Raw genomic sequence first — 25,406 nt, 5'->3', positions numbered from 1 at the left:
GACCTGCTACAGCGCGCCCGAAGCCCGAGTTCGACGACACAGCGGCCAGTCTTGCGGCCGGCTGGGATCCGATCGGGCAGGGGCTCCCGCGCGGCGCGTCGAACATCGTCACCGACGGTACATCCGTCTCGGCTCCCCCGCGGGGATCCGCGGGCCGCCGGGACTGGTTACGGTGCATGCATGGTCAACGGCCGGCCGACGAGGGCGGCGCCCTCACCGGCGCGGCTCACACCCAGCGCCCGGCAGGAACCCACGCGGCACATCCGTACACGCAAGGTGACCGGAACGCTGCCCCGTCGCACCCCGGCCCTGTCCGCGCTGCGGGCCGAGGGGGTCGATGTCGGGCTCTGGTGCGCGGCGGCCGGGTTCGGCCTGCTCCTCAGCGGGCTCATCGCCGCCACCGACGTGGACCTCGGCTCCGCCGCGCCGTTCCCGGTCGGCTGGCGCACGCCCCACCTGGCGCCGGCGACGCTGCTCCCGGTGCTCGTGGCGATCGTCACCCTGGCGCTCGCCCGCCGGGCCATCCGCGCCCGCTGGCCGCTCCTGCTCCTGTTCGGCTTCGCCGGATCACTGTGCTGGAGCCTCGCCCTGGCCGCGGCGGCCGGCCCGGGCCTCACCGATGGCCTGCGCCCGCCGCCGGTGTACCTGACCGCCGCCGGCGCCGTCGGCGACGACCCGCTCGGCTACCTCGCCGGCTGGGTCGCCCAGTCCGTCGACGGGCCGGTGTCCGCGGCACAGGCCGGCGCGACGGACCTGCCGCGGGCGCCCTCCAGCCTGCTCACAAGCCATCCGCCCGGCCCTGTGCTGCTCGTGTGGGGGCTGGACCAGCTCGGGCTCGGCGACCTCGCCGACGGGGCTGACGGGGCCGGGAGCGCGGTGCCGCTCGGGCTGGCGCTGACGGCGCTGACCGCGCTGGGCGTCCCGCTGGTCGCGGTCGCGGTGCGCTCGCTGTGCCACGAGACGGCGGCACGCCGGGCCGTCCCGGTGCTCGTGCTGACGCCGTGGGCGCTGTGGGCCGCCGCGTCGCCGCGGGCCGTCGCCATCCTGCCGGCGGCGGCGGCGGTCGCCGTGGGGGTGCTCGGGTGCGAGCCGGGCCGGCGATGGCGGCTGTTGTGGGCACTGCTGTCGGGCCTGCTGCTGGGGGTGAGCGGCCTGTTCGACTACGCCGTGGTGTGGCTGGGCGTCGCCGTCGCGGCCGCGTACTTCGTCCGGCGCCAGCCGCTGATGAACGTGTTCACCGGGCTCGGCGCGCTGCTCCCGCTCTGGCTGTTCTTCGCCTGGGGCTTCTCCTGGCCGGACGGCCTCACCCGGGCCCGGGTCGACACCGGGCCCGCCACGATGCTGGCCTGGCTCGCCCTGGACGCCGTCGTGGTGCTGCTGGCCGGCGGGCCGGTGCTGGTCCGCGCGCTGCGCCGGATCCGGCTGACCCCCGGCTGGCCGTTCCTGGTCGGCGCCGGCGCCGCGGTGCTGTTCAGCCTGTGCGCGGGGCTGGCCTGGGGTGGGGTGGAGCTGGCCTGGCTGCCGCTGGCGCCGTGGCTGGCGGTGGCGGCGCTGGCCCCGCGCCCCCGCCCGGACGGACCGGGCGACACGGTGCGCGCGGGTGACCTTCCGGGCCTGCTGATCGGGACGGGCGCCCTCGCCGCCATCGTCCTGCGGGTCTTCCTCGGGAACGGCTGAGCTGCGCGGACCCGGCCGGAGAACGCGCCCGAACGCCTCGTGGCCCAGGCGGGCTCGGCGATCAGATGGGCTTGGCGATCAGGCACGCTCGGCGGCGGCGGGCGGCACCGGCTGGGCCACCTCGCCCCGCGGCATGTCGGGTTCGAGGTAGACCCGGCGCGCGGTGGGCACGGCGTCGCGCAGCAGCGCCTCGGCCTCGTTGATGGCGGCGGCGACCTGGGCCGTGGTCAGATCCGGGTCGAGCCCGATCTTGGCCGCGACCAGAAGCTCGTCCGGGCCGAGGTGCAGGGTCCGCATGTGGATCACGGTGGTGACCGCCGGCGCCGAGCTCAGCGCCCGCCGGATCGCCTCGACGGTCTGCGGGGTGGCGGCCTCCCCGACCAGCATCCCGTAGGTCTCCATCGCGACGATCACGGCGACGGCCAGCAGCAGGATGCCGATCGCGAGGGTGCCGGCGCCGTCCCAGAGCGGTTCGTCGAGCAGCAGCGTCAGGCCGACCCCGGCCAGGGCGAACACCAGGCCGCACAGCGCGGCCAGGTCCTCCAGCAGGACGACCGGCAGCTCCGGGGAGCGCGCGTCCCGGATGAAGCGCCACCACGACCCCGAGCCCTTGAGATGCCTCGACTCCTTGATGGCCGTCCGGAACGAGAAACTCTCGAGCACGATCGCGACGGCGAGGACCACGATCGCCACCACGCCGCTCTCCAGCTCGTGGGGGTGGCGCAGCTTCTCCACGCCCTCGTAGACGGAGAACAGCCCGCCGACGCTGAACAGCACGATGCCGACGAGGAAGCCCGCGATGTAGCGGGAACGCCCGTAGCCGAAGGGGTGCTCCTCGTCCGCCGGCTGGCTGGCGTTGCGCTGCCCGAGCAGGAGCAACGCCTGGTTGCTCGAGTCGGCGACGGAGTGGATCGACTCGGCGAGCATGGACGACGAACGGGTGAAGAGGAACGCCACGAACTTCGCGACCGCGATGCCCAGGTTCGCGAGCAGTGCCGCCACGACCGCCTTGGTGCCGCCTTCTGTGCTCACGTGCTCCCGCTCTCGTCCCGTGTTCTGTCTCCCGCGCGCCGATGGGCGCCCGAACCGAGGGCCCAGTGTGTCAAGGTGGCCACCTCCGGGCGCCGCCGGGTGCTCCCGTGGTATCAGGCCAGGGTGACGAGATCGGCGAGGTCGGGCGACCAGGTGTCCTCGACGCCGTCCGGCAGCATCAGGACCTTGTCGGGGCTCAGTGCCTCGACCGCGCCCGGGTCGTGCGTGACGAGGACCACCGAGCCCCGGTAGGTGCGCAGTGCGCTCAGGACCTCGTCGCGCGACGCCGGGTCGAGGTTGTTCGTCGGCTCGTCGAGCAGCAGCACGTTCGCCGAGCTGCAGACCAGGCCAGCCAGGGCCAGCCGGGTCTTCTCACCGCCGGAGAGCGTCTCGGCGAGCTGTTCGACCGCGTCCCCCCCGAACAGGAATGCGCCCAGGATGCGACGCAGGTCGACGTCGGAGGCGGTGGGCGCCGCGGCGCGCATGTTGTCGAGCACCGTGCGGGAGGTGTCGAGCGTCTCGTGCTCCTGCGCGTAGTACCCCAGGCGCAGGCCGTGCCCCGGGTGCACCTCGCCGGCGTCCGGGGTCTCCTGGCCGGCGAGCATGCGCAGCAGCGTCGTCTTGCCGGCGCCGTTGAGGCCCAGGACCACGACCCGGGTGCCGCGGTCGATCGCCAGGTCGACGCCGGTGAACACCTCCAGCGAGCCGTAGGACTTCGACAGGCCGGTGGCGGTCAGCGGCGTGCGGCCGCACGGAGCCGGATCGGGGAAGCGCAGCTTGGCGACCCGGTCGGCGACCCGGACCTCGGCGAGGCCGGAGGCGAGGCGCTCCGCGCGGCGGTCCATCTGGTGTGCCGCGCGCGCCTTGGTGGCCTTCGCCCGCATCTTGTCGGCCTGCGCCCGCAACGAGTCGATCTTCTTCTCCGCGTTGGCCCGCTCCCGCCGCCGGCGGCGCTCGTCCTGATCGCGCTGGGTGAGATAGGTCTTCCAGTTGACGTTGTAGACGTCGAGCGCGGCGCGGTTGGCGTCGAGATGGAAAACCTTGTTCACACTCTTGTCCAGCAGGTCGACGTCGTGGCTGATGACGATCAGGCCGCCGGAATGGGCGCGCAGGAAGTCACGCAGCCAGGTGATCGAGTCGGCGTCGAGGTGGTTGGTCGGCTCGTCGAGCAGCAGTGTCGCGTCGGAGTTCCCCGAACCGGCGAACAGGATCCGGGCCAGCTCGACGCGGCGGCGCTGGCCACCCGAGAGCGTTCCGATCTGCTGGCCGAGAACCCGGTCGGGCAGGCCGAGTGAGGAGCAGATCCGCGCCGCCTCCGCCTCGGCGGCGTACCCGCCGAGCATCCCGAACCGCTCCTCCAGCCGGCCGTAGCGACGCACCGCGGTGTCGCGGGCCGTCTCGTCGACGAACTCGGCCATCTCGAGCTGGAGCTTCTCCATCTCGCGCAGGATCACGTCGAGGCCTCGGGCGGCGAGCACGCGGTCGCGGGCGGTGTCGGCGAGGTCGCCGGTGCGCGGGTCCTGCGGCAGGTAGCCGATCTCGCCGCGGATGTCCACCTTGCCGGCGAAGGGCAGGGTCTCCCCCGCGAGCGTCTTCAGCATCGTCGTCTTGCCGGCGCCGTTGCGGCCGACGAGGCCGATACGGTCACCCGGCTGCACCCGGAACGAGACCGGCTCGATCAGTGTGCGGGCTCCGGCACGGAGCTCGAGCTCGGACACGATGATCATGAGGGTCGGCCTCTTTCGTACATCGGATTCGTGCGCGTATCAGGTGTCAGCGGCTGGCCACCACGACACCGGAGTGCCTGGGAAACGCCCGCCTCACGACGCGGCAGAGGTCATGTCCTCCAGGGTACGGGCCGCGGCAACGCGCCCGACGGGCGTCCCGCGCCGGACGGTCGGTGACTACCGCCGCGCGGGTGCGCCCACCAGGCGTTGCGGGTACGCCTTTCCCAGGTCACGGGCACGAGCCCCGGCTCACGGACGCCTTCGGGCCAGACACGGGGAGGTCACGATGACAACCACGTATCGACAGAACCGGGAGACGCAGCGCCCGAGCTCGCTGTGGTCGGCCCTGGTCATCCTCGGAATCGCGGTCACGGTCCTGGGGTTGCTGCTCATCACCAATCCCTTCACCACCGTCGGCGCGCTGGCCGTCATCGCCGGTGTGGCTCTTCTCGTCTCCGGCATCACCGAGATCGTCTCCGCCGTACGCACCGAGAACAGCAGCTCCGCCATCTTCTTCGGCGCGCTGACCGCCATCGCCGGCGTGGTGATCCTGCTGTGGCCGGGGGTGACGCTGCACGCGATAGCGCTGATCGTCGGTGCGGCCCTGATCGTCGCGGGGGTGGTCCGGGCACTGCTGGTGCTGGCGAGTCGGAACGGCCAGGCCGGCCGCACCGGAAGCGTGGCCCGTGGCCTGCTGATCGCCGCGCTCGCCGTGGTCCTCGGGGTGCTGGCCCTGGCCTGGCCGTCCTCGACCGTGGTGGTGCTCGCGGTGCTGTTCGGCATCCAGCTCGTCGTCACCGGCGTGACCGAGGTGGCACTCGGCCTGGCCCTGCGCCCCTGAGCAGCCTGCTCGCCCTTTGATTCCTTCTCGCCCTCTCCGAGCAAAATCCGCCGCCAGCGACCCCCGAAACAGCGAGGAAGAAACTAAGGGCGAGTAACTGAGCCGGACTCCCCGGCCAGCCACCGAGGCCAGAACCGTGAGCCCTCGCCGAGCGACGGCAATGGTCGCCCCGGACTCAGCCCAGGATGCGCTTGCGCCAGAGTTCGACGGCCTCGGGCCGGGCGCCGCGGTCGAGGAACCAGCCCTCCGGGCCCTGCGGGTGCCCGTCGATGATGGTCAGCACCTGCTTGACGGCGTCCACCGAGACCTTGGTGACCTCCTTGTCGACGACCCGGCCGTCGGGGAGGATCGCGTGCCCTCGCAGGCGGCGCAGCACGCCCGGCATGTTCTCGCCGGTAACCAGGTAGTCGGCGACCACCTGCTCCGGGACGACACCGGCCAGGCGCAGGAGGAGGGCGACGACCACGCCCGTGCGGTCCTTGCCGGCCGCGCAGTGCACCAGGAGCGGACCGGGGGCCTCCGCCGCCAGGTCGAGGATCTCCACCAGCCGGGGCGTCGCGATGTCGAGCATCGCGGCGTACAGCGTGCGCAGGCCGCCCGCGAGCGCGTCCGGCGGCAGGGAGTCGCTGACCCGGCCGGTCTCCTCGCCGAGCAGGGGCATCACGTGGATCTCCGAGCCGATCAGCGACAGCGGGTGCGGGGAGCTCCCCCGCTCGACCGCGGAGCGCAGATCGACCACGGTCGGCGGGGGCCAGGTGAACTCCGTCGCCGGCCGGGCGTCCTCGACCCGGGGCATCTCGCTGCGGTACAGCACGCCCGTGTTGGTGACGCGGTCGTCCGTGGTGGTCATGCCGCCGACGTCCCGCAGGTTGGCGAGCCGTTCCGTGGCGAGATCTTCTGTTCCCATCCGATGTCCTCCTGAGAGCGCGGTGCACGCAGGGTCCCGACTGCCTCCGTCGGGCGGGTGGCCGGGCCGGGCGGGCCAGGTCAGGCCCTGGCCTCGGTGTCATCGCCGCGCGTGCGGACCCACGCCATCCTCGCCGAAGAGGCCGACCTCATGTGGGGCGATTACCCCCACACCGGGCGGCGGCTCGGCGGCGGAGGTCGGCCCGGCGACGGACGCTGACTTGGCTACGGGCGTCGCTCGCCCGGCCCGCCGGGCCCGGGACGGGCCGGCGGTGGCCGGCGGACCGGCAGCGGCGGCTGCCTCCTCCGGGTCGACGTCGACGGGGTCGACGAGGTGACGGCCGGTGTTGCGGACGCTGCCGACCTCGGGTGAGACCGGGTGTGCGGCGAACACCCCGGCCGGCGCGGGCCGCAGGATCCCGGCGAGCGCCTCGGGATCCCGCAGCGTCGGGTCGATCCACCGGGACCAGGCCGGGCGCGGCACCACGACGGGTGACCGGTCGTGGATGAACTCGATGCCCGCGGCCGCGTCGGTGGTGAGGATCGTGAACGTGGTCAGCGGCTGCTCGCCCTTCGACCAGACCTCGTAGAGCCCGGCGAAGGCGAACAGGCCGTCGGCCCCCGGGTGGCCGGCCGGATGGATGTAGTAGGGCTGGCCGCGGCGCGAGCCGCCGGGCCGCCGCCACTCGTAGAAACCGGTGGCGGGAACGAGGCACCGGCGGGCGGCGAACGCTGCGCGAAACGCCGGCTTGGACGCGACCGACTCGGCGCGGGCGTTGATCAGGCGGCTACCGATCGCCGGGTCCTTCGCCCAGAACGGGACCAGACCCCAGGTGGCCAGCCGCAGGACCCGCCCACCGCCCGCGGCCCGCGGCCCGCCGCCCGCGCCTGTCTCACCAGCCTCGCCACTTTCGCCGGCCCCGCCGGTGACAACGCCAGCCGCCGGCTCACCGTGCCCGGCGTCGCCCGGCGGCCGACGCGCGACGACGATCGGCATCACCGTGGTCGGGGCGACGTTGTAGCTCTCCGTCACCCGGCCGCCCGTCTCGTCCGCCGCGGACATCGCCGCGGCGAGATCGTCGGCGCTCAGAGTCTGGGTATACCTGCCGCACATGTCTGAGCAGTCTTCCAGCCGTTGCGTCCGGTGTGTTTTGGCGCTCACCGGTCAGCCTGCCGTCCCTGGCGGGGCGGCGCTCCCGGTCTGACCGGCCGAGGCCGTGCCGGGTTCCCGTTTCACAGCCACCCGCCCACCGCAGTGGGTCCTACGGTCGGCTCCACGGGCGTTTTCCGTCTCCGACGCACTGCCGGCGACGAGGTGACGCAGGTTGACCGCGGCGTTCACGTCACGGTCGAGCACCAGCCCGCAGGGCTGGCAGGAGAAGGTGCGCTCCGACAGTGTCAGGTTTGGGTTTCGCCAGCCACAACCGGAACAGGTCTTCGAACTCGGATACCAGCGGCCGGCAGTGACCAGTCTCGATCCGTACCAGCCGGTCTTGTAGGCGAGCTGGCGGCGGATCTCGGCCATCCCCGCGTCGGAGACCGCACGAGCCAGCCGCCGGTGACGCACCATCCCCGCAACTCCGCCTCCCGCTGCGACAACGCCGCCTTCACCCGCGACAAGCCCCAGTTGAAGGCAAACCGGGCAGCCCCGGCATGCCGGGCCAGCGCCGCCCGCTGCACCACGTTCGGGTCAAGAGCGAACCGGTAAGCCTGCACCGTCCTCACACGGCGGCCCCGGTGGCAGCTTCAACAGCCCGCCGCGCTCTGCCCGCAGCGGCGCGGTGGTCAACCGGCAGGCCCTCACCCGTGGCCCACACCCGGTGACCCGGGCGACCTGCCGGTCAAGGCCGGGTCCCTGGCCCGCGCACGAGACACGGGCAGACACCACGGTCTCTCCAGGAGCGGGGGCCCGTTCAACATCCCCGACGATGATCAGCCCGCCAACCTTACGGACCGGGGCAGATAGCTTCCCCGCGTTGAACCAGCAGCGAGCCGTCACACAGGCAGTGCCCTGCGACCCGGCCCACTCCTTGAGGTCCACATGACCATCATGCACGCCAATGATCACTAAAGATCATTATTCAGTGCAACAGTTACACCCTCCACCGACACTTCCGACCGACCAGCACTTCCGACCGGCCTGGAAGGGTCTCCGGGAGGATCAGACGACGAGCGCGGCCGCCGCGGTCGCCAGGCAGCCCAGCGAGAGCAGTCCGAACGCGCCGACCCAGAAGGCACCCGGCAGTCCGGTGAGGCGGGCGAGCTGGTCCGGGTCGGAGTCCCGGGCGCGCCGCTGCCGCCGCTGCCGCTGGACCTCGATGATCGGCCGCACCGCCCCGAGCAGCAGGAACCAGGTCGCGTAGGCGGCGAAGCCAGCCTGGACGTCGTCCGCCGCGAACCACGAGATCCCGAGCACGACGACGGTGCTGACCAGCACCGACACGACACCGAAGGCGTTGCGGACAACCACCAGCATGACCAGCAGCAGCGCGACGAGGATCTGCAGGAGCAGGCTGATCCGCCCGGTGGCGAGCAGGCCGGAGGCACCCAGCCCGAGCAGCGACGGCGTCGTGTAGCCGGCGGCGACGGTCAGGATGACCCCGGGCCCGGTCGGCCGGCCCGAGGACACCGTGACGCCGGAGGTGTCGGAGTGCAGGCGCACCCCGGCCAGGCGGCGGCCGGTGGCGACCGCGGCGAGGGCATGCCCGCCCTCGTGCGCGATCGTCACGACGTGACGGGCGGTCGGCCAGGTGCGGCCGCTCGCCACAGTGAGCAGCGCGACGACCCCCGTGAGGACGAGGATCCAGTGCGCGGGGGCCGGCTGCGCGTCGAGGCTCCGGCTCAGCAGATCGGACGTGGCTGCCCCTCTCCTCGTCGCCGGTGGATCGTCGCCGGCGGACGGACGGTACGCCGCCACGATCGTCCCGCATGAGCCGCCCGGGTCCAACGCCCCGGTATGGCATCGTCCGTCGGCTCGCCGACAACACGGAGCCGGACGGGGCGCAGCCGGACGGGGCATCCGGTAAATGCACGACTCGCGCCGCCCCGTGACGCACGATGGGTCCGCGCCCACCGGGTGGCGGGCGGCGGGCGGCGGACCGCGAGGCACCGATCTGACGGCATACCGATCTGGGGAGGATTCGCGGCATGGCGGAGTACGTGTACCGACCGGTCGTCCATACGGCGATGGGGCTCTTCCGCGCGTTGCGCCTGCGGCTGGACATACGTGGCGAGGAGAACGTGCCGGCCGGCGGCGGGGCCATCGTGCTGATCAACCACGTCTCCTACCTGGACTTCGCGCTCGCCGGGGTTCCCTTCTGGTACGCGCGGCGGCGCATGGTCCGGTTCATGGCCAAGAAGCAGGTGTTCGACCACCGCGTCAGCGGGCCGCTGATGCGTGGGATGCACCACATCCCGGTCGACCGGGCGGCCGGGGCCGGCTCATTGATCGCGGCGGTGCGCGCGCTGCGCGAGGGCGAGCTCGTCGGAGTGTTCCCCGAGGCCACGATCAGCCCGAGCTACTGCCTGGCGCCGTTCAAGTCGGGCGCCGCCCGGATGGCCACCGAGGCCGAGGTGCCGGTGATACCCCTGGTGCTCTGGGGCAGCCAGCGGATCCTGACCAAGGGCCGGCCCCGCGACCTGCGCGCGGCTGTCGGCACGCCGGTCTCGATCACGGTCGGCAAGCCCGTCCCGTACTCGGAGCTGCCGGACGCCCGGACCGGCACCGCGCTGCTGGAGCTCCGGATGGGCGAGCTGCTCGACGACGCGCAGCGCCGCTACCCCGCGCCCCCGCCGGGTGAGTCCCCCTGGTGGCTGCCCGCCCATCTCGGCGGATCGGCGCCCGAGCGCCCCGCCCGTCCCGCCGGCTGACCCGCGGCCGGCTGCGGAAGAATCGTGGACGGACCCGCAGCACGGACCGGAGGACAGACGTGAGCGACCCCGCGACCCGGCAGGTCACCGACGAAGTGACCGAAGAGGTGACGGACGAGCAGTTCGTGGACGGGCTACCCAAGGTGGAGCTGCACGTCCACCTGGAGGGCTCGATGCTGCCGGCGACCCTGCTGCGGCTCGCCCGCCGCCACGGCGTCGACCATCTGCCGACCGACCTGGACGCCCTGCGGGCCTACTACGAGTTCCGCGACTTCGACCACTTCATCGAGGTCTACCTGGCCGCTGTCCAGGTCCTGCGGGACGAGGAGGACTTCCGCCTGCTCGCCCGGGAGACCGCGCTCGGGCTGGCCGCGCAGCGGGTGCGCTACGCGGAGATCACCTTCACGCCCTTCCTGCACGTCCAGCGCGGCATCGACCCCGCGGTCGTGTTCGCCGGTGTGGAGGCGGGCCGGCTCGACGCGGAGCGCGAGGCCGGCATCCAGGTGCGCTGGATCACCGATATCCCCGGCCTGCCGGGGACGGACAACGTCACCTCCGGGGAGCGCACCCTGGAGCTGGCCCTGGCCCACGGCGGGGACGGCGTGATCGCGCTGGGCCTGGGCGGGCCCGAGATCGGGGTGCCGCGGCCCCAGTTCGGCCCGGTCTTCACCGCGGCACGGGACGCCGGCCTGCACTGCGTCCCGCACGCGGGCGAGACGACCGGGCCCCGGACCATCTGGGACTCGCTCGAGTACCTGCACGCGGAGCGGATCGGGCACGGGACCAGCGCGCTGGGCGACCCGGCGCTGGTCGAGCACCTGCGCCGGCACCGCATCCCGCTGGAGGTCTCCCCCACCTCGAACCTGTGCACCGGGGCTGTGGCCAGCTACGGGGTGCACCCGCTGCCGGAGATGATCGCGCAGGGCCTCCAGGTGAACCTGAACAGCGACGACCCGCCCATGTTCAACACGACGCTGCGCGCGGAGTATCTGCACGCGCTGCGCTCGCTCAGGCTCTCCCGGCAGCAGGTGTTCGACGTGGCCGCCGCGGCGGTGGAGCACTCCTTCCTGCCGGCGGACGGCAAGGAGCGGCTGCGGGCCGAGTTCACCGCGGCCGCGGCGGATCTCGGCGTCCGTCCCGCGGCCCCCGCGGGGAGCTGAGCAGGCCCCGCCGGGGCCTGGCACGCGCCTGGCGGAACCCGGACAGGCGTTGCGGGAACGGGCGTCCCGCGTTTATGGGGTGGGCCCACGGGTACCGCAGCCGACGTCGTTGGTGATCAGCCGATTCGTACGGAGGTCACGCCGTGTCGGCGCTGGGATGGTTCCTGCTGGTCCTCGTTCTCGTAATCCTGGGCGTGGTCCTCGTTGGCGTGCTCGGGGGTGCCCGGCTGGCCCCGGGCGGTTCCGGCCGGGCGCTGCGCAGTCGTTTCGGGCCGGAGTACGACCGTGCGGTGGAACACAGCGGCGGGGATCGCCGCGCGGCCGAACGCAGGCTCGCCGAGGTGGCCCGGCGGCGCGACGAGCTTGACCTCCAGCCGCTCGACGAGCCCGCCCGCGCCGGGTATCTCACCCGCTGGAACGCCGTCCAGGCGCGGTTCGTCGACGACCCCGCCGACTCCGCCCGCCAGGCGGACCGGCTCGTCGTCGAGGTGATGCACGCCCGGGGCTACCCGGAGTCGACCTTCGACGAGCGGGCCGACCTGATCTCCGCCGAGCGGCCCGAGCTGGTCGCCCCCTACCGGGACGCGCACGCCCACGCCGAGGCCCCGGGGGACGGCCCCGACACCGACGGCCCCGACACCGAGGAACTGCGCACCGCCCTGGTCCAGCTGCGCGGGCTCTTCGGATGGCTGGTCACCGGCGAGACGGAGCCGCGGGACCAGGACGCCCAGAGCTCCCCGGCCCTGGCCGGGTCCCCGCGGCAGCGCACCTGACCGCTCGGACGTCCCCCGCCGCCGGCAACGGCCCCGGGCGGGCCTGGCGCACGACTCGGCCGAGACTCCAAGGCAGGAGGACCCGCAATGAACACATTCGACGCACGCGAGCCCGAGATGGGACCGCCATCCGGGAAGCGGACCACCGACGGCGGCCCGTCCGCCCGTTCCGCCCCCGGCCCGGCCGGCGCGCCCGCGGCCCAGGCGGACCGAACGGCCCAGGTGGACCAGGCGGATGACCGGGTTGCCCCGGCGGCTTCGACGCCGCTGGGCACGACGGCGCTGCCGGGCACGGCGGCGGAGCCGGACGCCTCGGCGTACGCCCTGGTCGGCGACGAGCCGGGGTTCACCACCGGGACGAGCGGCCCCGCGGCACCGCCGGACGCCGTCCGCGACGAGCCGGGCGACGGTGATCCGGCCACGGCCGGCCGCCCGACCCCTGCCGGCTCGACTTCGGCTGGCCCGACCCCTGCCGGCCCGACCCCTGGCGGCCCGACCCCTGGCGGCCCGACATCAGCCGGCTCGGCGTCCGCTGGCCCGGCAGGTGCCGGGCCGACGGCCACCGAGGCCACCTCGTCCGGCGAGCCGGAAGGCGCGTGGCGGCAGGTCCTGATCGACTTCGTCGACCATCCCCGCCAGGCGGTCGAGAAGGCCGACCGGCTGGTGGACGAGGCGGTCCGGTCGCTGACCGACCGGATCAGCCGGGAGCACTCGGGGCTGCGCTCCGCCTGGCACGACCACGGTGAGCCATCGACCGAGGACCTACGCAAGGCGCTGCGCGGCTACCGGGAGTTCTTCGAGAAGATCCTCAGCGCCCGCTGACCCGCAGGTCAGCGGGCGCTTGCCGGGGGCTGGCCGGTCCTCAGGGGCGTTCGGCGTCGAGGCCGCGGGGCGCCCCGACGGAGCGACCGGCCAGGTCGAGCTCGCGCAGCTGCTCCTCGGCGGTCTGCTCCACCCGGCGCATGGTCGCCCGCAGGATCGGCGGCGTCATGATCGACGTCACGACCGCCACCAGGACGATCACGGTGTACGTCGCGGTGGAGAGGACGCCGAGGCGCAGGCCCGTGCCGGCCACGACGATCTCGATGACGCCGCGGGCGTTCAGGCCCGCGCCCAGCGAGAGCGCCTCCCAGTGCCCCAGCCGGCTCGCGCGGGCACCGATGTAGGCACCGGCGAACTTGCCCAGGATCGCGAGTCCGAGGATCACGACGGCGGCGAGCGCCACCTCCGGCCGGGTCAGCGCGGTCAGGTCGATGCGCAGCCCGGCGGACGCGAAGAAGATCGGCGCGAGCACGCCCATGACCATCAGGCGGAGCGGTTCGAGCCGCCGGATGTCCAGAGTCGGCGTGGACCCGAGCAGGATGCCGGCAATGAACGCGCCGAGGATCGCCTCCAGTTTGAGAGCGTGCGTCCCGGCGGCCGCGGCGAGGATGAAGACGACCGCCACCGCGATACCGGAACCCGATCCGGTGCCGCCGGTGTCAGCCGTTTCAGCCGTTTCAGCGGACGGCCTGGCAAGGCCGCCGGCGGCGACGGCCAGCCGGGCGAGCGGGCGGCCGACAACGAACGCCGCGGCGACGACACCGATCACGCTGAGCACCGGCCACGCGATGTCGCCGCCGCGCACCCCCGTTGTCGCCATCGCGGAGACCACCGACAGCAACGACCAGCCGACCGCGTCGTCAACCGTGGCGGAGGCGAGGATGAGCTGGCCGACGTTGCGGTGCAGCAGCCGCATGTCGTGCAGGATCTTGGCCGCGACGGGGATCGCGCTGACCCCCATGGCCACCCCGAGGAACAGCGCGAACTCCCCGCGGTCGGCGCCGTCCGCCAGCAGCGACTCCGGCAGGAGCAGGCCCGCGCCGATCCCGAGCCCGACCGGCAGCACGAGGCCGGCGATGCTGATCCGCGCGGCGGTGGCTCCCCGCCGGCGGACCATCCGCATGTCCATCTCGATGCCGGTGAGGCCCACCAGGAGGATCACGCCGATCTGCCCCAGCGCGTCGAGCAGGTGCATCTGGTCGGGCTCGGCGGGCAGCAGCCAGCCCGAGAACTCGGACGCGACCGCCCCGAGCAGCGACGGGCCGACCACCACGCCCGCGAGCAGTTCGCCGACCACGGAGGGCAGCCCGAGTCGGATGGCGAGACGACCGAGCCCCAGCGCGAGGCACAACAGGACGGTCACCTGAAGAAGAAAAATGAGCAATGAATGATGGGACAACGAGGCCACCGGGGCCGCCGTCACGAATGACGTCTCCGTCGCGTTCACTGCGCCAGCCCCCGCCGCCACGTAGTCGTTTCAGCTCGCCGTCCACCGGGTGAATCAGGTGCGATGAGATTAGCGCCCAGCCGAAGATCCCGGGCCCGACTGACAAGAATCGGGACCTCCGGGAAGGCGGTGATGGCTTTCGGTTCGGGCTTGCCGCTTCAGCCCGCCGAAACGCGATCGGGCAACGCATCGACCTCCGACGCAGCGGGCGCAACGGCCTGTGGCGAAGCGGCCGCTGGCGCGGCGGCCGCGGCGCCGCCCCCGCCATAGCGGGCGACGAGCCGCGCGCGCCGCGCGGGGTCGAGATTGGCTCGGGTCACGTCACCGCCGTAGTGCGCGGCGACCCTCGGATCCATGACTCGGAACCAGAACCGGGGGAACAGCGATGCGACGATCATCGAGCCGTATCCGGCGGGAAGCTGCGGGGCCGAGTCGAAGGACCGCAGCGACTGGTAGCGCACGGTGGGGTGCGCGTGATGATCGCTGTGCCGGGGCAGGTGGTACAGCGCGAGATTGCTGATGACGTCGTCGCTGTTCCAGCTGTGCCGTGGGTCGACCTTCTCGTACCGGCCGGCCGCGGTCCACTCCCGCGCCAGCCCGTAATGCTCGATGTAGTTGACCGACTCCAGCAGGGAGAAGCCGACGACCGCCTGCAGCACGAGGAAGGCGAGCACCGCCGGCCCGAACGCCACCGCGAGAACCCCGAACAGCACCACCGTGTAGCACCAGGCGGAAAGCACCTCGTTGCGCGGTGACCAGGGCGAACGACCACGCAGACGCAGCCGGGCCGCCTCGAGCGCCCAGGCCGACCGCAGGCTGCCGACGACCGTGCGCGGCCAGAACCGCCAGAAGCTCTCCCCCATCCGGGCGCTGGCCGGATCCCGCGGCGTCGCGACGTGGACGTGATGGCCCCGGTTGTGCTCCACGTAGAAGTGCCCGTAGGCGGCGGGCGCCAGCATGGCCTTCGCGAGCCGGCGCTCGACCCGGGCGCGCTTGTGGCCCAGCTCGTGCGCGGTGTTGATGCCGATCCCGGTGACCGTGCCGAGCGCGAGGACGACCGCCACCCGCTCGATCACCGACAGGTCGCCGCGCGTCCACGCCCAGCAGCCCATGAGCAGCGCGACACCGGCGAGCGGTAGATAGAGGTAGGTGCACCAGCGGTAGTAGCGGTCGGCGTCCAGCGCCTCGCGGGTTCCCTCCGGGGCGCCGACCGGGTCCTTCGGGGTCGTCGCGTCGAGCACGGGCAACAGCACGAACACGAAGGCGGGCGTGAGCCACCAGGGCAGGCCCGACCCGGTGCGGTGCCAGAGCCCGAACGAGACGATCGGCAGCAGCGGCGGCAGCAGCGCCGTCAGCCACATGTAACGCTTGCCGTCGCGCCAGGCGACCCCGCCCGGGCCGACGAGCACTGGCGCCGTCATCTGCCGCCCTCCCAGCCTGCCGGGCCCGCCTGCCCAGGACCCCGCCTCGTCCGCCCGAGCAGTGTCACATCCACCACCGACAGGAACAATCGACCCAGGTGGAAGGCACCCGGCGGCCACCGGCGGTTCACCGACCGGTCCCGCCGAGACACCCCGGCGGTGCAGACTGGCACCGTGAGGCCGCAGAGCGAACCGCCGTCCAGCCCGACGCACGGACCGCCGGCCGTGCCGGTGGGTGCCGTGCCGGAGGTGGCACGGCACGGGTCGATGACCGATGCTCCGCCGTGGATCGGCGGTGTCACGATCGGCACGCTGTTCCTCTCGGCGGCCGTCCTCATCACTTACACGCTCCTCCCACTGCCCGGGCAGGAGTCCCTCGGTGATCTGAACTACGTCGTCGCCGGGCTGCTCTTCGCCGGCCACATCACCTTCACCCGCCTCTACCGCACCCGGCTGGCCCGCCCGGCCAGCGGGAGCTCGCCCCACCGGCCGGGCCACGACCCCGACGGAGCGGGCCCACCGGCCAAGCCAAGCCGACCGGAGCCCTCCGACGCCCCGGCCGAGTGACGCAGGCGACGCGTGCGAGGCGATTTCGGCCGGCCTGCGGGCTGAGACGATGCGTCGGTGTCCGCCCTGGTCGTCGTACTTGTCGGCCTTGTCGCCGGGGTGGTGGCGCAGCGCTCGTTCCAGCTCCCTGACGACGCCCCGCGGGCGCTCAACATCTGGCTGCTCGACGTCGCCCTGCCCGCGCTGACCCTGCACGTGCTGCACGGCGTGGAGATCCCGTCGAACGTCGCGATCGTTGTGGCCGCCCCGTACCTTCTGTTCGCCGTCACCGTGCTGATCTACCTGACGGCGGCACGGCTGATGCGGCTGCCGCGGGAGGTCGTGGTCGCGCTGGTGGCCGCGACCGCGGTGGCGAACACCTCGTTCGTCGGCATCCCGATGGTCACGGCGTTCTTCGGCGAGCAGTGGGTACCCGTCGCACTGCTCGCCGACCAGCTCGGCTCCTCCCTGCTGCTGAACACCATCGTGCTGGTGCTGGTGACGGCCACCGCGGGCGCCGCGTCGACGCCGCTGGCGGTGGCCCGCAGGGCGTTGGCGCGTCCCTCGCTCATCGCCCTGGTGCTGGCGCTGGCGCTGCGCCCGGTGGGCTTCCCCGCCTGGCTGGACGAGGCCCTGGCCTCGATCGGGGCAACGCTCACCCCGCTGGCCCTGTTCTCGGTGGGCCTGCAGCTGCGGCTGCCGGCCGTCCGCCGGTGGCGGCGTGAGCTGGCCCTGGGGCTGGTGGTGAAGCTGGCCGTGGCGCCGGTCGTGGTCCTGGGCTGCTACGCGCTCGCGGGCGCGCTCACCGACCCGGACGTCCTCACCGACCCGAACGTCAGGGTGGCGTTGTTCGAGACCGCCATGCCGCCGATGGTCGCCGGGGCGATCATCGCCAACCGGCACGGCCTGGCGCCGCCGCTGCCGAGCCTGCTCGTCGGGGTGGGCGCTCCGCTGTCGGTGCTCACCCTCGCGGTCTGGTCACTCCCGCTACACCCGTAACGCCGGATCACCGGATGGCCGCAAGCAACTACAAGGGCGTCCTATAGTTGGATAGGGAGACTATCCAGAGGTCGCAGCCGCCGCACGGGCAGACGAGACTCCTCCACGGGCGGCAGCACGCGGCGGTCGCCTGGAGGCGGCGTCGCCCCGAGACCGCTGTCCCCCGGGGACGGCGGTCCGCCGGGCGGCCGCACCGCGCACGGCGCCAGACACGAGCAGCACGAGAACGGAGGCGGCCACGTGGCCGAGACCCAGGCGGAGCAGGCACAGACCGCGAGCGAGACCCCGGTGGCCGGCGAGATCCGGCGGATCGGCGTCGTCGGATGCGGTCTGATGGGCTCCGGAATCGCCGAGGCGTGCGCCCGGGCGGGACTCGACGTCCTGGTCCGGGAGGTCGACGCCGGCGCTGCCGAGGCCGGCCGCCGCCGGATCACCGCCTCGCTGGACCGCGGCACCCGCAACGGCAAGCTCCAGGAGGCCGACCGGGACGCGGCGCTGGCCCGCCTGTCGTTCACCACCGACCTCGGCGACTTCGCCGACCGCCAGTTCACCGTCGAGGCCATCGCCGAGAACGAGCAGGTCAAGACCGAGATCTTCGCCGCGCTCGACAAGGTCGTCGCCGACGACTCCGCGATCTTCGCCTCGAACACGTCGTCCATCCCGATCATGAAGCTGGGGATGGCCACCAGCCGGCCGGACCAGGTCCTCGGCGTGCACTTCTTCAACCCGGTGCCGGTGATGCGGCTGGTGGAGCTCGTCCCGTCGCTGCTCACCTCGGAGCAGACCCTCGCCCGCGCCCAGGCGTTCGTGACCTCCGCACTACACAAGGACGTCATCCGCTCGCAGGACCGCGCCGGCTTCGTGGTGAACGCGCTGCTCGTGCCCTACCTGCTCTCGGCCATCCGGATGCAGGAGTCCGGCTTCGCCTCCGCGGAGGACATCGACCTCGGCATGGTGCTCGGCTGCGCCCACCCGATGGGGCCGCTGCGGCTGATCGACCTGATCGGGCTCGACACGGTGAAGGCCGTCGCCGAGTCGATGTACGAGGAGTTCAAGGAGCCGCTGTACTCGCCGCCGCCGCTGCTGCTGCGGATGGTGGACGCCGGCCTGCTCGGGAAGAAGACCGGGCGCGGCTTCCACAGCTACGCCTGACCCACCTGACCATCGCCAGGACCAGCTAGGACGAGGACGGCACGGACGTGGACCCGAACTTCGACACCTACCGGCTCACCGACACCCACGTCGCCGTGCGCGAGGCGGTGCGCGATCTCGCCGAGAAGGAGATCGCCCCGTTCGCCGCCGACGCCGACGAGAACGAGCGCTACCCCGTCGAGGCCCACAACGCGTTGGTCCGTTCCGGGTTCAGCGCCGTACACATCCCGGAGAGCTACGGCGGCCAGGGCGCCGACTCGGTGACGACCTGCATTGTCATCGAGGAGGTGGCCCGGGTCTGTGCCTCCTCGTCCCTCATTCCGGCGGTCAACAAGCTCGGCACCATGCCGATCCTGCTGTCCGGCTCGGAGGATCTGAAGAAGCTGGTCCTGCCCTCCATCGCCAGCGGGGAGGCGACCGCCTCCTACGCGCTCTCGGAGCGGGAGGCCGGCTCCGACACCGCGTCCATGCGCACCCGGGCGCACCTCGACGGCGACCACTGGGTCCTCAACGGCACGAAGACCTGGATCACCAACGCCGGCGAGTCCCTCTGGTACACCGTCATGGCCGTGACCGACCCGAACGCGGCGAAGCCGGCCAACGGCATCTCGGCGTTCGTCGTCCGGGCCGACGACCCCGGCTTCGAGGTCGGCTCGAAGGAGCGCAAACTCGGCATCAAGGGCTCCCCCACCCGAGAGATCCACTTCGTCAACTGCACGATCCCCGCCGACCGCATCATCGGCGAGCCCGGCACCGGCCTGCGCACCGCCCTGGCCACCCTCGACCACACCCGGCCCACAATCGGCGCCCAGGCCGTCGGCATCGCCCAGGGCGCGCTGGACGCGGCGATCGGCTACGTCCGTGAGCGCCGCCAGTTCGGCCGCGCGATCGCCGACAACCAGGCCGTCCAGTTCATGCTCGCCGACATGGCGATGAAGATCGAGGCCGCCCGGCACATGGTGTACGTGGCCGCGGCCCGCGCCGAGCGCGGCGAGCCGAACCTCGGCTTCATCACGGCCGCGGCGAAGTGCTTCGCCTCGGACGTCGCCATGGAGGTGACCACCGACGCCGTCCAGCTCTTCGGCGGCGCCGGCTACACCCGTGACTTCCCGGTCGAGCGGATGATGCGCGACGCAAAGATCACCCAGATCTACGAGGGCACCAACCAGATCCAGCGCGTCGTGATGTCCCGCGCCCTGCTCAAGGGCTGACGAGCTCGCGTTTCCCCTGGCAGCAGCCATGATCCGGACCATCAGCCAATCAAGGGGTGGCGACCCGGATTCCCGACTACCACCGGGCGATCATGGCTGCTGCCGAGTGTTTGTGGACATAGCGTGGATTCGATCAAGGGTTGTCCCGCGCCGGCCCCACCGTGTCGGTGGGGGTCGCCCCGCGCAACTGGGTGTCGGTGGACGAGGACCTCGCTGCTGCGGCCAGCCACCCTTGGCGTAGACGCCGCCGAGCGAGGGCGGCGCGAGACAACGAGACCGCAGGCACCACGAGCCACAGAAGGATCGGCAGGACGGGGCGATGCCCGGCCGGCGACAGAAGCCAGAAGGCCGCGACCGTACCCAGGAAGGCGAGCACAGAGATCCACCCGACGCGGGCCGTCCGGACATCGTTCCGCCATCGGCGCTCAAGCCGCGCGTCATACGGCGGACGAGACGGGATCGGGTCGCCCGGTGCAGGCGGCCGCCAGGGGTCATGGGCATTTCCATCGTCCACGCCCTGGATCGTCCCACTGGTGTCGGGCGCGACGAGCCGTGACCGATGAAGATCTGCCACACCCCGCTGCGGTGAGGATCGCAATCAGTTCAGGCCGGCCGCCTCATCCTCCTGGCGCAGCGCCGCCTCGATCCGCCGGCGTGCCGCCTCGTCCTGACCGACGATGCACCGGGCGTAGGTGTGCAGCAGGACCGAGACCGAGTGACCGGCCCACTGGGCGATCTGCGTCGGGGCGACCCCAGCGTTGAGCCACTCCGACACCGCGGCATGCCGAAGGTCGCAGGGGCGACGCACAAACAGTGAGGCGAACTCGGTCGACGACAGCGCCCGCTGCCGCGCCTTCGCCCACACCTTCCGATGACGGTCGTTCGTGACCGGTCCCCGGGGGCCATCTCTCACCCCGACGCTGGACGATTCCGGTAGCCCTACCGTTCCGAGGACGTACAAACTTGCCCATGACTGACAACGGGGGCACTCGTCGGCCAGCAGGTCGGCGGTCGCTGTGGATCGTTGCCGGGCTCGCCGCGGTCGGCGCGGTTGCCGCCGTGGTGGGGATCTGGCACCTGCCGGACCGGATGTACCCGCCGGGCACCGACGGTGAGGCGGAGGCGCGTGCGGCACTGCAGGGCGGTCTGTTGACGGCGGCCGCCGCGCTGACGGCGGTGGCCGGTGCCCTGATCGCACTGGACGAGACCCGGCAGGCCAACGCTGAGGTGCGTCGCGCGAACGCAGAGGTCCGCCGGGCGAACGAGAACACGCATGTCCGGGAGTTGTATGCGACGGCAATCGGGCTGCTGGGGGCGGACACGATCGACAGCCGCCTTGGTGGGATCTATGCCCTGGAACGGGTCGCTGTCGACTCACCAGCCGATCAGCGCACCGTGGTGGAGGTCCTCTCGGCGTTCGTTCGAGTCCACAGCACCGACCCTGCCCTACGCCCTGCTGTCCCTGACCCAGCTTCTCCTGTACGCCCGGCGGTGGACGTGCACGCTGCTGTCACCGTGCTAGCCCGTCTCCCCGTGATCCCCGACATCCCACGTGCAGACCTGAACGGGGCAAAACTCACCGGTCCGGCCGCCCTCGACCGTCTCCAAGCCGCCCGCGGCAACCTCGCCCAGGTCGAGCTTGCCGAGGCAGACCTCCGCGGCGCCCGCTTGGACGAAGCAGATCTTGCCGACATCAAGATGGTCGAGGTTGACTTCACCGGCGCGCAGATGGTCGGGGCGAACCTCGCCGGAGCACAGATGGTGGAGGCGAACTTCGCTTGGGCCGAGCTGACGAGAGCGGACTTCAGTGGGGCGCAGCTGGTGCAAGCGGACTTCACGGAGGCGCAGATGGTCGGGGTGAACTTCACGGGGGCGCAGCTGGTGCAAGCGGACTTCACGGGGGCGCGCTTGAACGGTGCGAACCTGATGAACGCTGAGGGGGTGTCGCAGGAGCAGGTGGACGTCGCCTTCGGGGACAGCGAGACTCGCCTGCCGCCGGGGCTGACGCTTCCGGCGTCGTGGACGGCTGGCGGTGCCAGTGGGTCATGAGTGGGCCGTGGTCCGGTGCCAGCCTCCGCTGGCCTCCTGCCAGGTACACCGCAGAGGAGCTCCCGGCCACCCGTCGATCATGGTTTATGCACAGGACGTGCATTCGCTGGCTGGGCTGACCGGAGTCCCGTCCATCGGGCCAGGTCAGAGCCATGATCGGCGGCGGAGATGATGGTCTTGAAAACCGCTGCATGCTCAGTGACCAGCCTCCGAGCAGCCGCCTGCGCACGGGAGATCACGCCTGATCAGACATTCGGCCGGGCGGTACATCGCGGCGTGCCAGCGTCAGCTGACTCGCTGGGATCCGGCGCGGCAGGAAGAGATAGCCGTGCGGCGACTCGTCAAGATCAGAAAGCGTGACGTCCGCAACCGTCCACACGTCGACCGGGCCGCCGGTGTTGTTGAGGTCGATGAACCAGTTGGCTTCCCACTCGTCGCGGCAGAGGAAGACTCCGTCGACCTCCGGCCCACGGCTGCCGGCGATACCGCGAGCATGGCCCATCCGAGACCAGTCGAGCCCATACTTCAAGATCGAATCACGGTTGGCTACAGAGGTGACGTGGAACAGCACGCCGGCATCTTCCTCCAGCTCTGGCCTGAAATGAAGCGGTTTTCAGGTTGGCTGGCACGGCGCGAGGATGTCCGGGAGGTCACGAGCGGGCGCGGCGGCTCCGCCCCCTCCCTGCGGGCAGAGCTGTCACCGCTGAACCAAGCACGAGCGGACGTGGCGGCAGCACTCCGTCCCTGCTGGGCGCCGTCGCCGGGGCCAAATTCCAGGAGCTGTCTCCAGGAGCGGAACGCAGGGGAGCATGGGCCGATTCAGGCCCGTGCTCCCCTCGACCGCTCAGCCGCGCACCGGCGCGGGACCCATCGCGTTCAGCGCGGTGACGAGTTGGCGTTCCTCCTCGTCGAAGTGGGCTTCGAGCCGGTCCGCAAGGTCCGCCACCTCCGCTCGCAGCCGCACCGGATCGTCCCGGTCGGGAGTGAAGTCCTCGACCACTTCCTTGATCCGGTTCTGCAGTTCGGCCACGACCTTGTGCTCCTCGGCGAACTTCTCCAGCACCGGTTCCAACGCCGGGAACCGCTCGCGGAGCACTGGGAAGGCGCCGACGTCCTCGCCGGTGTGGTGGACGTTCAGCGCGTGGCAGAAGTCCAGGCAGTGCGACCGCAGTTCGGCGAGCAGGTGGCCGCCCTCGGCCTGCGGCGTGACATCGTTCGCCCTGCCCTCGACCACGTCGTCGATCCGCCTGCGCAGGTCCGCCAGTTCGCCGCGCAGCCAGTCGTGCAGTTCGACCAGTTCGTCACCGAGGTGCTTGACCCGGTCGGGATCGAGGTCGATCGGATGGAGTGCGACGACCGGAATGACCCGATCGGTCTTCGTCTGGTATTCGCCGTACCCCGGCTGCTGCGCGGCGATTTCCGAGAAGAGCCGGTCGCGCTCCTCGCGCGGGGGGATCGAGGCGATCGCCCGGTACGTGCGATCGCCTGCCTCGACCGTCACGATCGCGTTCTTGCGGATGTTGTGGTACCAAGCCGGATGGGTCGGTGCGCCGGCCGCCGAGGCGACGACCAGGTCCTGCCCGTCGATCTGCATCAGGCCGAGCGGCTGGGTGCGGGGCCGGCCGGTGCGCGCCCCCGTCGTGGTGAGAAGACACAGGGTGGAACCCTCGAACATCCCGCCAACTTTCCCTGCGTTGACACGGAATTCGTCGATGATCCCCTGCTGGAACTTCAGAAATTCCTCGAACTGATTCTCGTCTGACATGTAGGTGGAAACCCCTGGGAAATCTTGTGCCCGCCCACCGCGCAACCGGCCGGGCGCACCGCCTGCGGGACACGGTCGGGAAGCTATCACCGCGGCGCGCCGTCCGGGTCGGTCACAGCCGAATCAGGCAGTGCCCCTGCGCGCGGCCCGCGACCCCCTCGAGGGCCGCGGGCCGCCCTGGTGGGGCCGCCTCGGGTCAGGCGGTGCGGTGCCAGTAGGCGCTGCAGTCGTCGATGGGCTCGACGACGTCCGTGATGGCGTGGCGGTCGCGGAACTCGTCGACGGCCTTGCGGCAGGCGGGGATCATGTAGTCGTCGATGATGACGAAACCGCCTCGGGACAGCCTGGGGTAGAGGTTCTCCAGCGCGTCCATGGTCGATTCGTACAGGTCGCCGTCCAGCCGCAGCACGGCCAGCCGCTCGACGGGGGCGGATGGCAGCGTGTCGCGGAACCAGCCCGGCAGGAACCGGACCTGGTCGTCCAGCAACCCGTACCGCTCGAAGTTCGCCCGGACCATGTCCTGGGATACGGCGAGGACGTCGTTGGAGTCGTGCGGCGCCATCTCCCGGTCCATCGGGTGGCCGTTCTCACCGGTGTCCGGGATTCCCTGGAAGGAATCGGCCAGCCAGACCCGCCGGTCGGTGATGCCGTGTGCCTTGAAATAGCCGCGTACGAACTCCACCCGGTCAACGATCACACCCGCCAGATGCGGAAGCAGAACCCCAAGGTCAGAGAGGCGCCCGGCACATGATCACAGCCGGCCGACTGCAGGTGGCCGGCACCCCGGGGTCAGCCCGATCACAAGATCAGGGCCAGACCCAAATTCCAGCCATCGCCCTGACACGATCCCGCCCATCAACCCGCCGGGGCTGGCCTGTACCCTGTGCCACCGAACAGCAGGGGGGCGTTCGTGAACTGTGGGAACAGGTTGAGCCGCACCATGGGGACCGCTGTCGGAATCCTCGTACTCATCGCGGCCTTGGTCGGTGGATGCGGCTCGGCTGCTGACGAGGCCGCCGACAGCCGCACCGTGGATTCTGATCACGCCCAGGTCCCCGACGTGCTTGGCCTTGGCCTCGATGAGGCCAAGGACCGACTAGGGGCCGACCTCGACGCAAAGTCCGTGGACGCCACGGGCCGTGACCGCGTACAGATCGTCGACAGCAACTGGCACGTGGTCCAGCAGGACCCCACCGCGGGATCGGTAGTTCCGAAGGGCGCGACCGTCACACTGCACGTGGTCAAGGAGGGCGAGTCGGTATCACCTACCAGCAGCCCAACGGCCACGGTGACCCCGAGCGCGGCTCCGCCCGCGACCGACGTCCCGGCCGCCACACAGCCGGCGCCGCAAGAGGCGGTCAGCCAGCCGGCACCCCCGCCCGTTTCTACGCCCCGCCCGGCCGATCCGCTGCCCCCGGCAAATAATCCACCGCCGGCGAATGACGACCCGCCCGCCACCTACTACGCGAACTGTGCCGCGGTGCATGCGGCAGGGGCAGCTCCACTATATGCCGGTGAGCCTGGCTACCGCCTCGGCCTGGACAGCAACCAGGACGGGGTCGCCTGCGAGAGATGAAAGCCTGTCCACAGTCATGGGTCGATCCGGAATCGGTCTCGTGGATCCTGGGTGCCCCCGGGTAGGTGGGGTCCTCGCACTCCCGGAGGCAGCAGGCTGCGACTGTCACCGCTGTCACCGGGGTGTCACCAGCCCCGGTGACAGGCTGGCACCCGCTCTGAGCTGCGGAAACAGCCGCCAGAAGGCCGTTTGTCACCGTGTCACCGGCATCTGGGAGTTCCACCCGGGGGCGAGTGGGCGCGGCGGCCGTGCTCTTCGTCCTGGGGTGGCGGGCGGGTGCCGTCCCCAACGCTCGGCGGTTCCTTGCCGGAACGCCTGCTCTCAGATCAAGAACGCGCGGTCCGCGCCGCGCGACGGCTGCGCGTGGCGCTGACGCGCCATGCTCGCCGGAGCGTCGCGGCGATGCTGCTCCAGCAAGGATGGACAGCGGAC

General features: G+C 71.8%; 23 protein-coding genes and 1 pseudogene. 12 read left to right on the top strand and 12 right to left on the bottom strand.

The genetic code is table 11. The features are described 5' to 3' along the window. Positions 1–180: 180 nt before the first annotated feature. The gene (locus tag FRANEAN1_RS10815) at positions 181–1,677 is read left to right on the top strand and encodes a hypothetical protein (protein WP_020459807.1); all 1,497 of its coding nucleotides are present in this window, start codon (positions 181–183) and stop codon (positions 1,675–1,677) included. Positions 1,678–1,755: 78 nt separating this feature from the next. Here FRANEAN1_RS10815 and FRANEAN1_RS10810 read toward each other — a convergent pair whose 3' ends face one another. Together FRANEAN1_RS10810 and FRANEAN1_RS10805 are read right to left on the bottom strand one after the other, a co-directional pair. Then, positions 1,756–2,709 carry a cation diffusion facilitator family transporter gene (locus tag FRANEAN1_RS10810; protein WP_020459806.1) on the bottom strand — a complete coding sequence of 318 codons (954 nt, stop codon included), beginning with the start codon at positions 2,707–2,709 and terminating at the stop codon, positions 1,756–1,758. A 113-nt stretch (positions 2,710–2,822) separates the two neighbouring features. Beyond that, the gene (locus FRANEAN1_RS10805; protein WP_020459805.1) at positions 2,823–4,436 is read right to left on the bottom strand and encodes an ABC-F family ATP-binding cassette domain-containing protein; all 1,614 of its coding nucleotides are present in this window, start codon (positions 4,434–4,436) and stop codon (positions 2,823–2,825) included. A 286-nt stretch (positions 4,437–4,722) separates the two neighbouring features. Here FRANEAN1_RS10805 and FRANEAN1_RS10800 point away from each other — a divergent pair, with 286 nt between their 5' ends. Next, entirely contained in the window at positions 4,723–5,277 is a 555-nt protein-coding gene (locus tag FRANEAN1_RS10800) for a DUF308 domain-containing protein (RefSeq protein WP_020459804.1), read from the top strand. A gap of 175 nt (positions 5,278–5,452) precedes the next feature. Here the strand turns inward: FRANEAN1_RS10800 and FRANEAN1_RS10795 are convergent, their stop codons facing one another. The 4 genes and pseudogenes from FRANEAN1_RS10795 to FRANEAN1_RS10780 all read right to left on the bottom strand — a co-directional run bounded on the left by FRANEAN1_RS10795 (position 5,453) and on the right by FRANEAN1_RS10780 (position 9,100). Then, entirely contained in the window at positions 5,453–6,184 is a 732-nt protein-coding gene (locus FRANEAN1_RS10795) for a tyrosine-protein phosphatase (RefSeq protein WP_020459803.1), read from the bottom strand. A 99-nt stretch (positions 6,185–6,283) separates the two neighbouring features. Further along, entirely contained in the window at positions 6,284–7,297 is a 1,014-nt protein-coding gene (locus FRANEAN1_RS10790) for an SOS response-associated peptidase (RefSeq protein ID WP_020459802.1), read from the bottom strand. 51 nt (positions 7,298–7,348) lie between these two features. Then, positions 7,349–7,762 (bottom strand): annotated as a pseudogene (locus FRANEAN1_RS10785) (zinc ribbon domain-containing protein); the annotation flags it as partial. Between the two features lie 582 nt (positions 7,763–8,344). Further along, positions 8,345–9,100, bottom strand: a complete 756-nt coding sequence (locus FRANEAN1_RS10780; protein ID WP_020459800.1) for a M50 family metallopeptidase — start codon at positions 9,098–9,100, stop codon at positions 8,345–8,347. A gap of 230 nt (positions 9,101–9,330) precedes the next feature. On the opposite strand from FRANEAN1_RS10780, the gene FRANEAN1_RS10775 reads away from it, so the two are divergent. From FRANEAN1_RS10775 to FRANEAN1_RS10760, 4 genes are all read left to right on the top strand, one after another. Continuing rightward, positions 9,331–10,053 carry a lysophospholipid acyltransferase family protein gene (locus FRANEAN1_RS10775; protein ID WP_020459799.1) on the top strand — a complete coding sequence of 241 codons (723 nt, stop codon included), beginning with the start codon at positions 9,331–9,333 and terminating at the stop codon, positions 10,051–10,053. Positions 10,054–10,112: 59 nt separating this feature from the next. Then, positions 10,113–11,213 carry an adenosine deaminase gene (gene add, locus FRANEAN1_RS10770; RefSeq protein ID WP_020459798.1) on the top strand — a complete coding sequence of 367 codons (1,101 nt, stop codon included), beginning with the start codon at positions 10,113–10,115 and terminating at the stop codon, positions 11,211–11,213. 143 nt (positions 11,214–11,356) lie between these two features. Further along, positions 11,357–11,986, top strand: a complete 630-nt coding sequence (locus FRANEAN1_RS10765; RefSeq protein WP_020459797.1) for a hypothetical protein — start codon at positions 11,357–11,359, stop codon at positions 11,984–11,986. Positions 11,987–12,073: 87 nt separating this feature from the next. Beyond that, a complete protein-coding gene (locus FRANEAN1_RS10760) occupies positions 12,074–12,808 on the top strand; it encodes a hypothetical protein (RefSeq protein WP_020459796.1) in 735 nt (244 codons plus the stop codon). A 40-nt stretch (positions 12,809–12,848) separates the two neighbouring features. Here FRANEAN1_RS10760 and FRANEAN1_RS10755 read toward each other — a convergent pair whose 3' ends face one another. Both FRANEAN1_RS10755 and FRANEAN1_RS10750 read right to left on the bottom strand, forming a co-directional pair. Beyond that, positions 12,849–14,231, bottom strand: a complete 1,383-nt coding sequence (locus FRANEAN1_RS10755) for a cation:proton antiporter (protein WP_020459795.1) — start codon at positions 14,229–14,231, stop codon at positions 12,849–12,851. Between the two features lie 182 nt (positions 14,232–14,413). After that, positions 14,414–15,676 carry an alkane 1-monooxygenase gene (locus FRANEAN1_RS10750; RefSeq protein ID WP_020459794.1) on the bottom strand — a complete coding sequence of 421 codons (1,263 nt, stop codon included), beginning with the start codon at positions 15,674–15,676 and terminating at the stop codon, positions 14,414–14,416. Between the two features lie 174 nt (positions 15,677–15,850). On the opposite strand from FRANEAN1_RS10750, the gene FRANEAN1_RS10745 reads away from it, so the two are divergent. The 4 genes from FRANEAN1_RS10745 to FRANEAN1_RS10730 all read left to right on the top strand — a co-directional run bounded on the left by FRANEAN1_RS10745 (position 15,851) and on the right by FRANEAN1_RS10730 (position 19,584). Continuing rightward, positions 15,851–16,243: a hypothetical protein gene (locus FRANEAN1_RS10745; protein ID WP_347177074.1), complete on the top strand. Its 393-nt coding sequence runs from the start codon at positions 15,851–15,853 to the stop codon at positions 16,241–16,243. A 57-nt stretch (positions 16,244–16,300) separates the two neighbouring features. Further along, positions 16,301–17,221, top strand: a complete 921-nt coding sequence (locus FRANEAN1_RS10740) for an AEC family transporter (RefSeq protein WP_020459792.1) — start codon at positions 16,301–16,303, stop codon at positions 17,219–17,221. 240 nt (positions 17,222–17,461) lie between these two features. Beyond that, positions 17,462–18,373, top strand: a complete 912-nt coding sequence (locus FRANEAN1_RS10735; RefSeq protein WP_020459791.1) for a 3-hydroxybutyryl-CoA dehydrogenase — start codon at positions 17,462–17,464, stop codon at positions 18,371–18,373. Between the two features lie 47 nt (positions 18,374–18,420). Next, positions 18,421–19,584, top strand: coding sequence for an acyl-CoA dehydrogenase family protein (locus FRANEAN1_RS10730; protein WP_020459790.1), 1,164 nt, complete (start codon positions 18,421–18,423; stop codon positions 19,582–19,584). A gap of 598 nt (positions 19,585–20,182) precedes the next feature. On the opposite strand, the gene FRANEAN1_RS10720 is transcribed toward FRANEAN1_RS10730, so the two are convergent. Then, entirely contained in the window at positions 20,183–20,449 is a 267-nt protein-coding gene (locus FRANEAN1_RS10720) for a hypothetical protein (protein ID WP_157472531.1), read from the bottom strand. A gap of 104 nt (positions 20,450–20,553) precedes the next feature. Here FRANEAN1_RS10720 and FRANEAN1_RS10715 point away from each other — a divergent pair, with 104 nt between their 5' ends. Further along, positions 20,554–21,633 carry a pentapeptide repeat-containing protein gene (locus FRANEAN1_RS10715; RefSeq protein WP_041253993.1) on the top strand — a complete coding sequence of 360 codons (1,080 nt, stop codon included), beginning with the start codon at positions 20,554–20,556 and terminating at the stop codon, positions 21,631–21,633. A gap of 235 nt (positions 21,634–21,868) precedes the next feature. On the opposite strand, the gene FRANEAN1_RS10710 is transcribed toward FRANEAN1_RS10715, so the two are convergent. The 3 genes from FRANEAN1_RS10710 to FRANEAN1_RS10700 all read right to left on the bottom strand — a co-directional run bounded on the left by FRANEAN1_RS10710 (position 21,869) and on the right by FRANEAN1_RS10700 (position 24,080). After that, positions 21,869–22,204: a hypothetical protein gene (locus tag FRANEAN1_RS10710; protein ID WP_020459786.1), complete on the bottom strand. Its 336-nt coding sequence runs from the start codon at positions 22,202–22,204 to the stop codon at positions 21,869–21,871. A gap of 273 nt (positions 22,205–22,477) precedes the next feature. Next, the gene (locus FRANEAN1_RS10705) at positions 22,478–23,398 is read right to left on the bottom strand and encodes a nitroreductase/quinone reductase family protein (RefSeq protein WP_020459785.1); all 921 of its coding nucleotides are present in this window, start codon (positions 23,396–23,398) and stop codon (positions 22,478–22,480) included. Positions 23,399–23,594: 196 nt separating this feature from the next. Further along, positions 23,595–24,080 carry a TylF/MycF/NovP-related O-methyltransferase gene (locus FRANEAN1_RS10700; RefSeq protein WP_347177073.1) on the bottom strand — a complete coding sequence of 162 codons (486 nt, stop codon included), beginning with the start codon at positions 24,078–24,080 and terminating at the stop codon, positions 23,595–23,597. A gap of 258 nt (positions 24,081–24,338) precedes the next feature. On the opposite strand from FRANEAN1_RS10700, the gene FRANEAN1_RS10695 reads away from it, so the two are divergent. Then, positions 24,339–24,974 (top strand): excalibur calcium-binding domain-containing protein, encoded by a 636-nt coding sequence (locus FRANEAN1_RS10695; protein WP_020459783.1) that lies wholly within the window; start codon positions 24,339–24,341, stop codon positions 24,972–24,974. The last annotated feature ends 432 nt before the right edge of the window (positions 24,975–25,406 follow it).

Origin of the sequence: Parafrankia sp. EAN1pec, from assembly GCF_000018005.1 — a bacterium.
GTDB classification, from domain to species: Bacteria; Actinomycetota; Actinomycetes; order Frankiales; family Frankiaceae; genus Parafrankia; species Parafrankia soli.
This window is presented reverse-complemented; position numbering and strand designations above follow the sequence as displayed.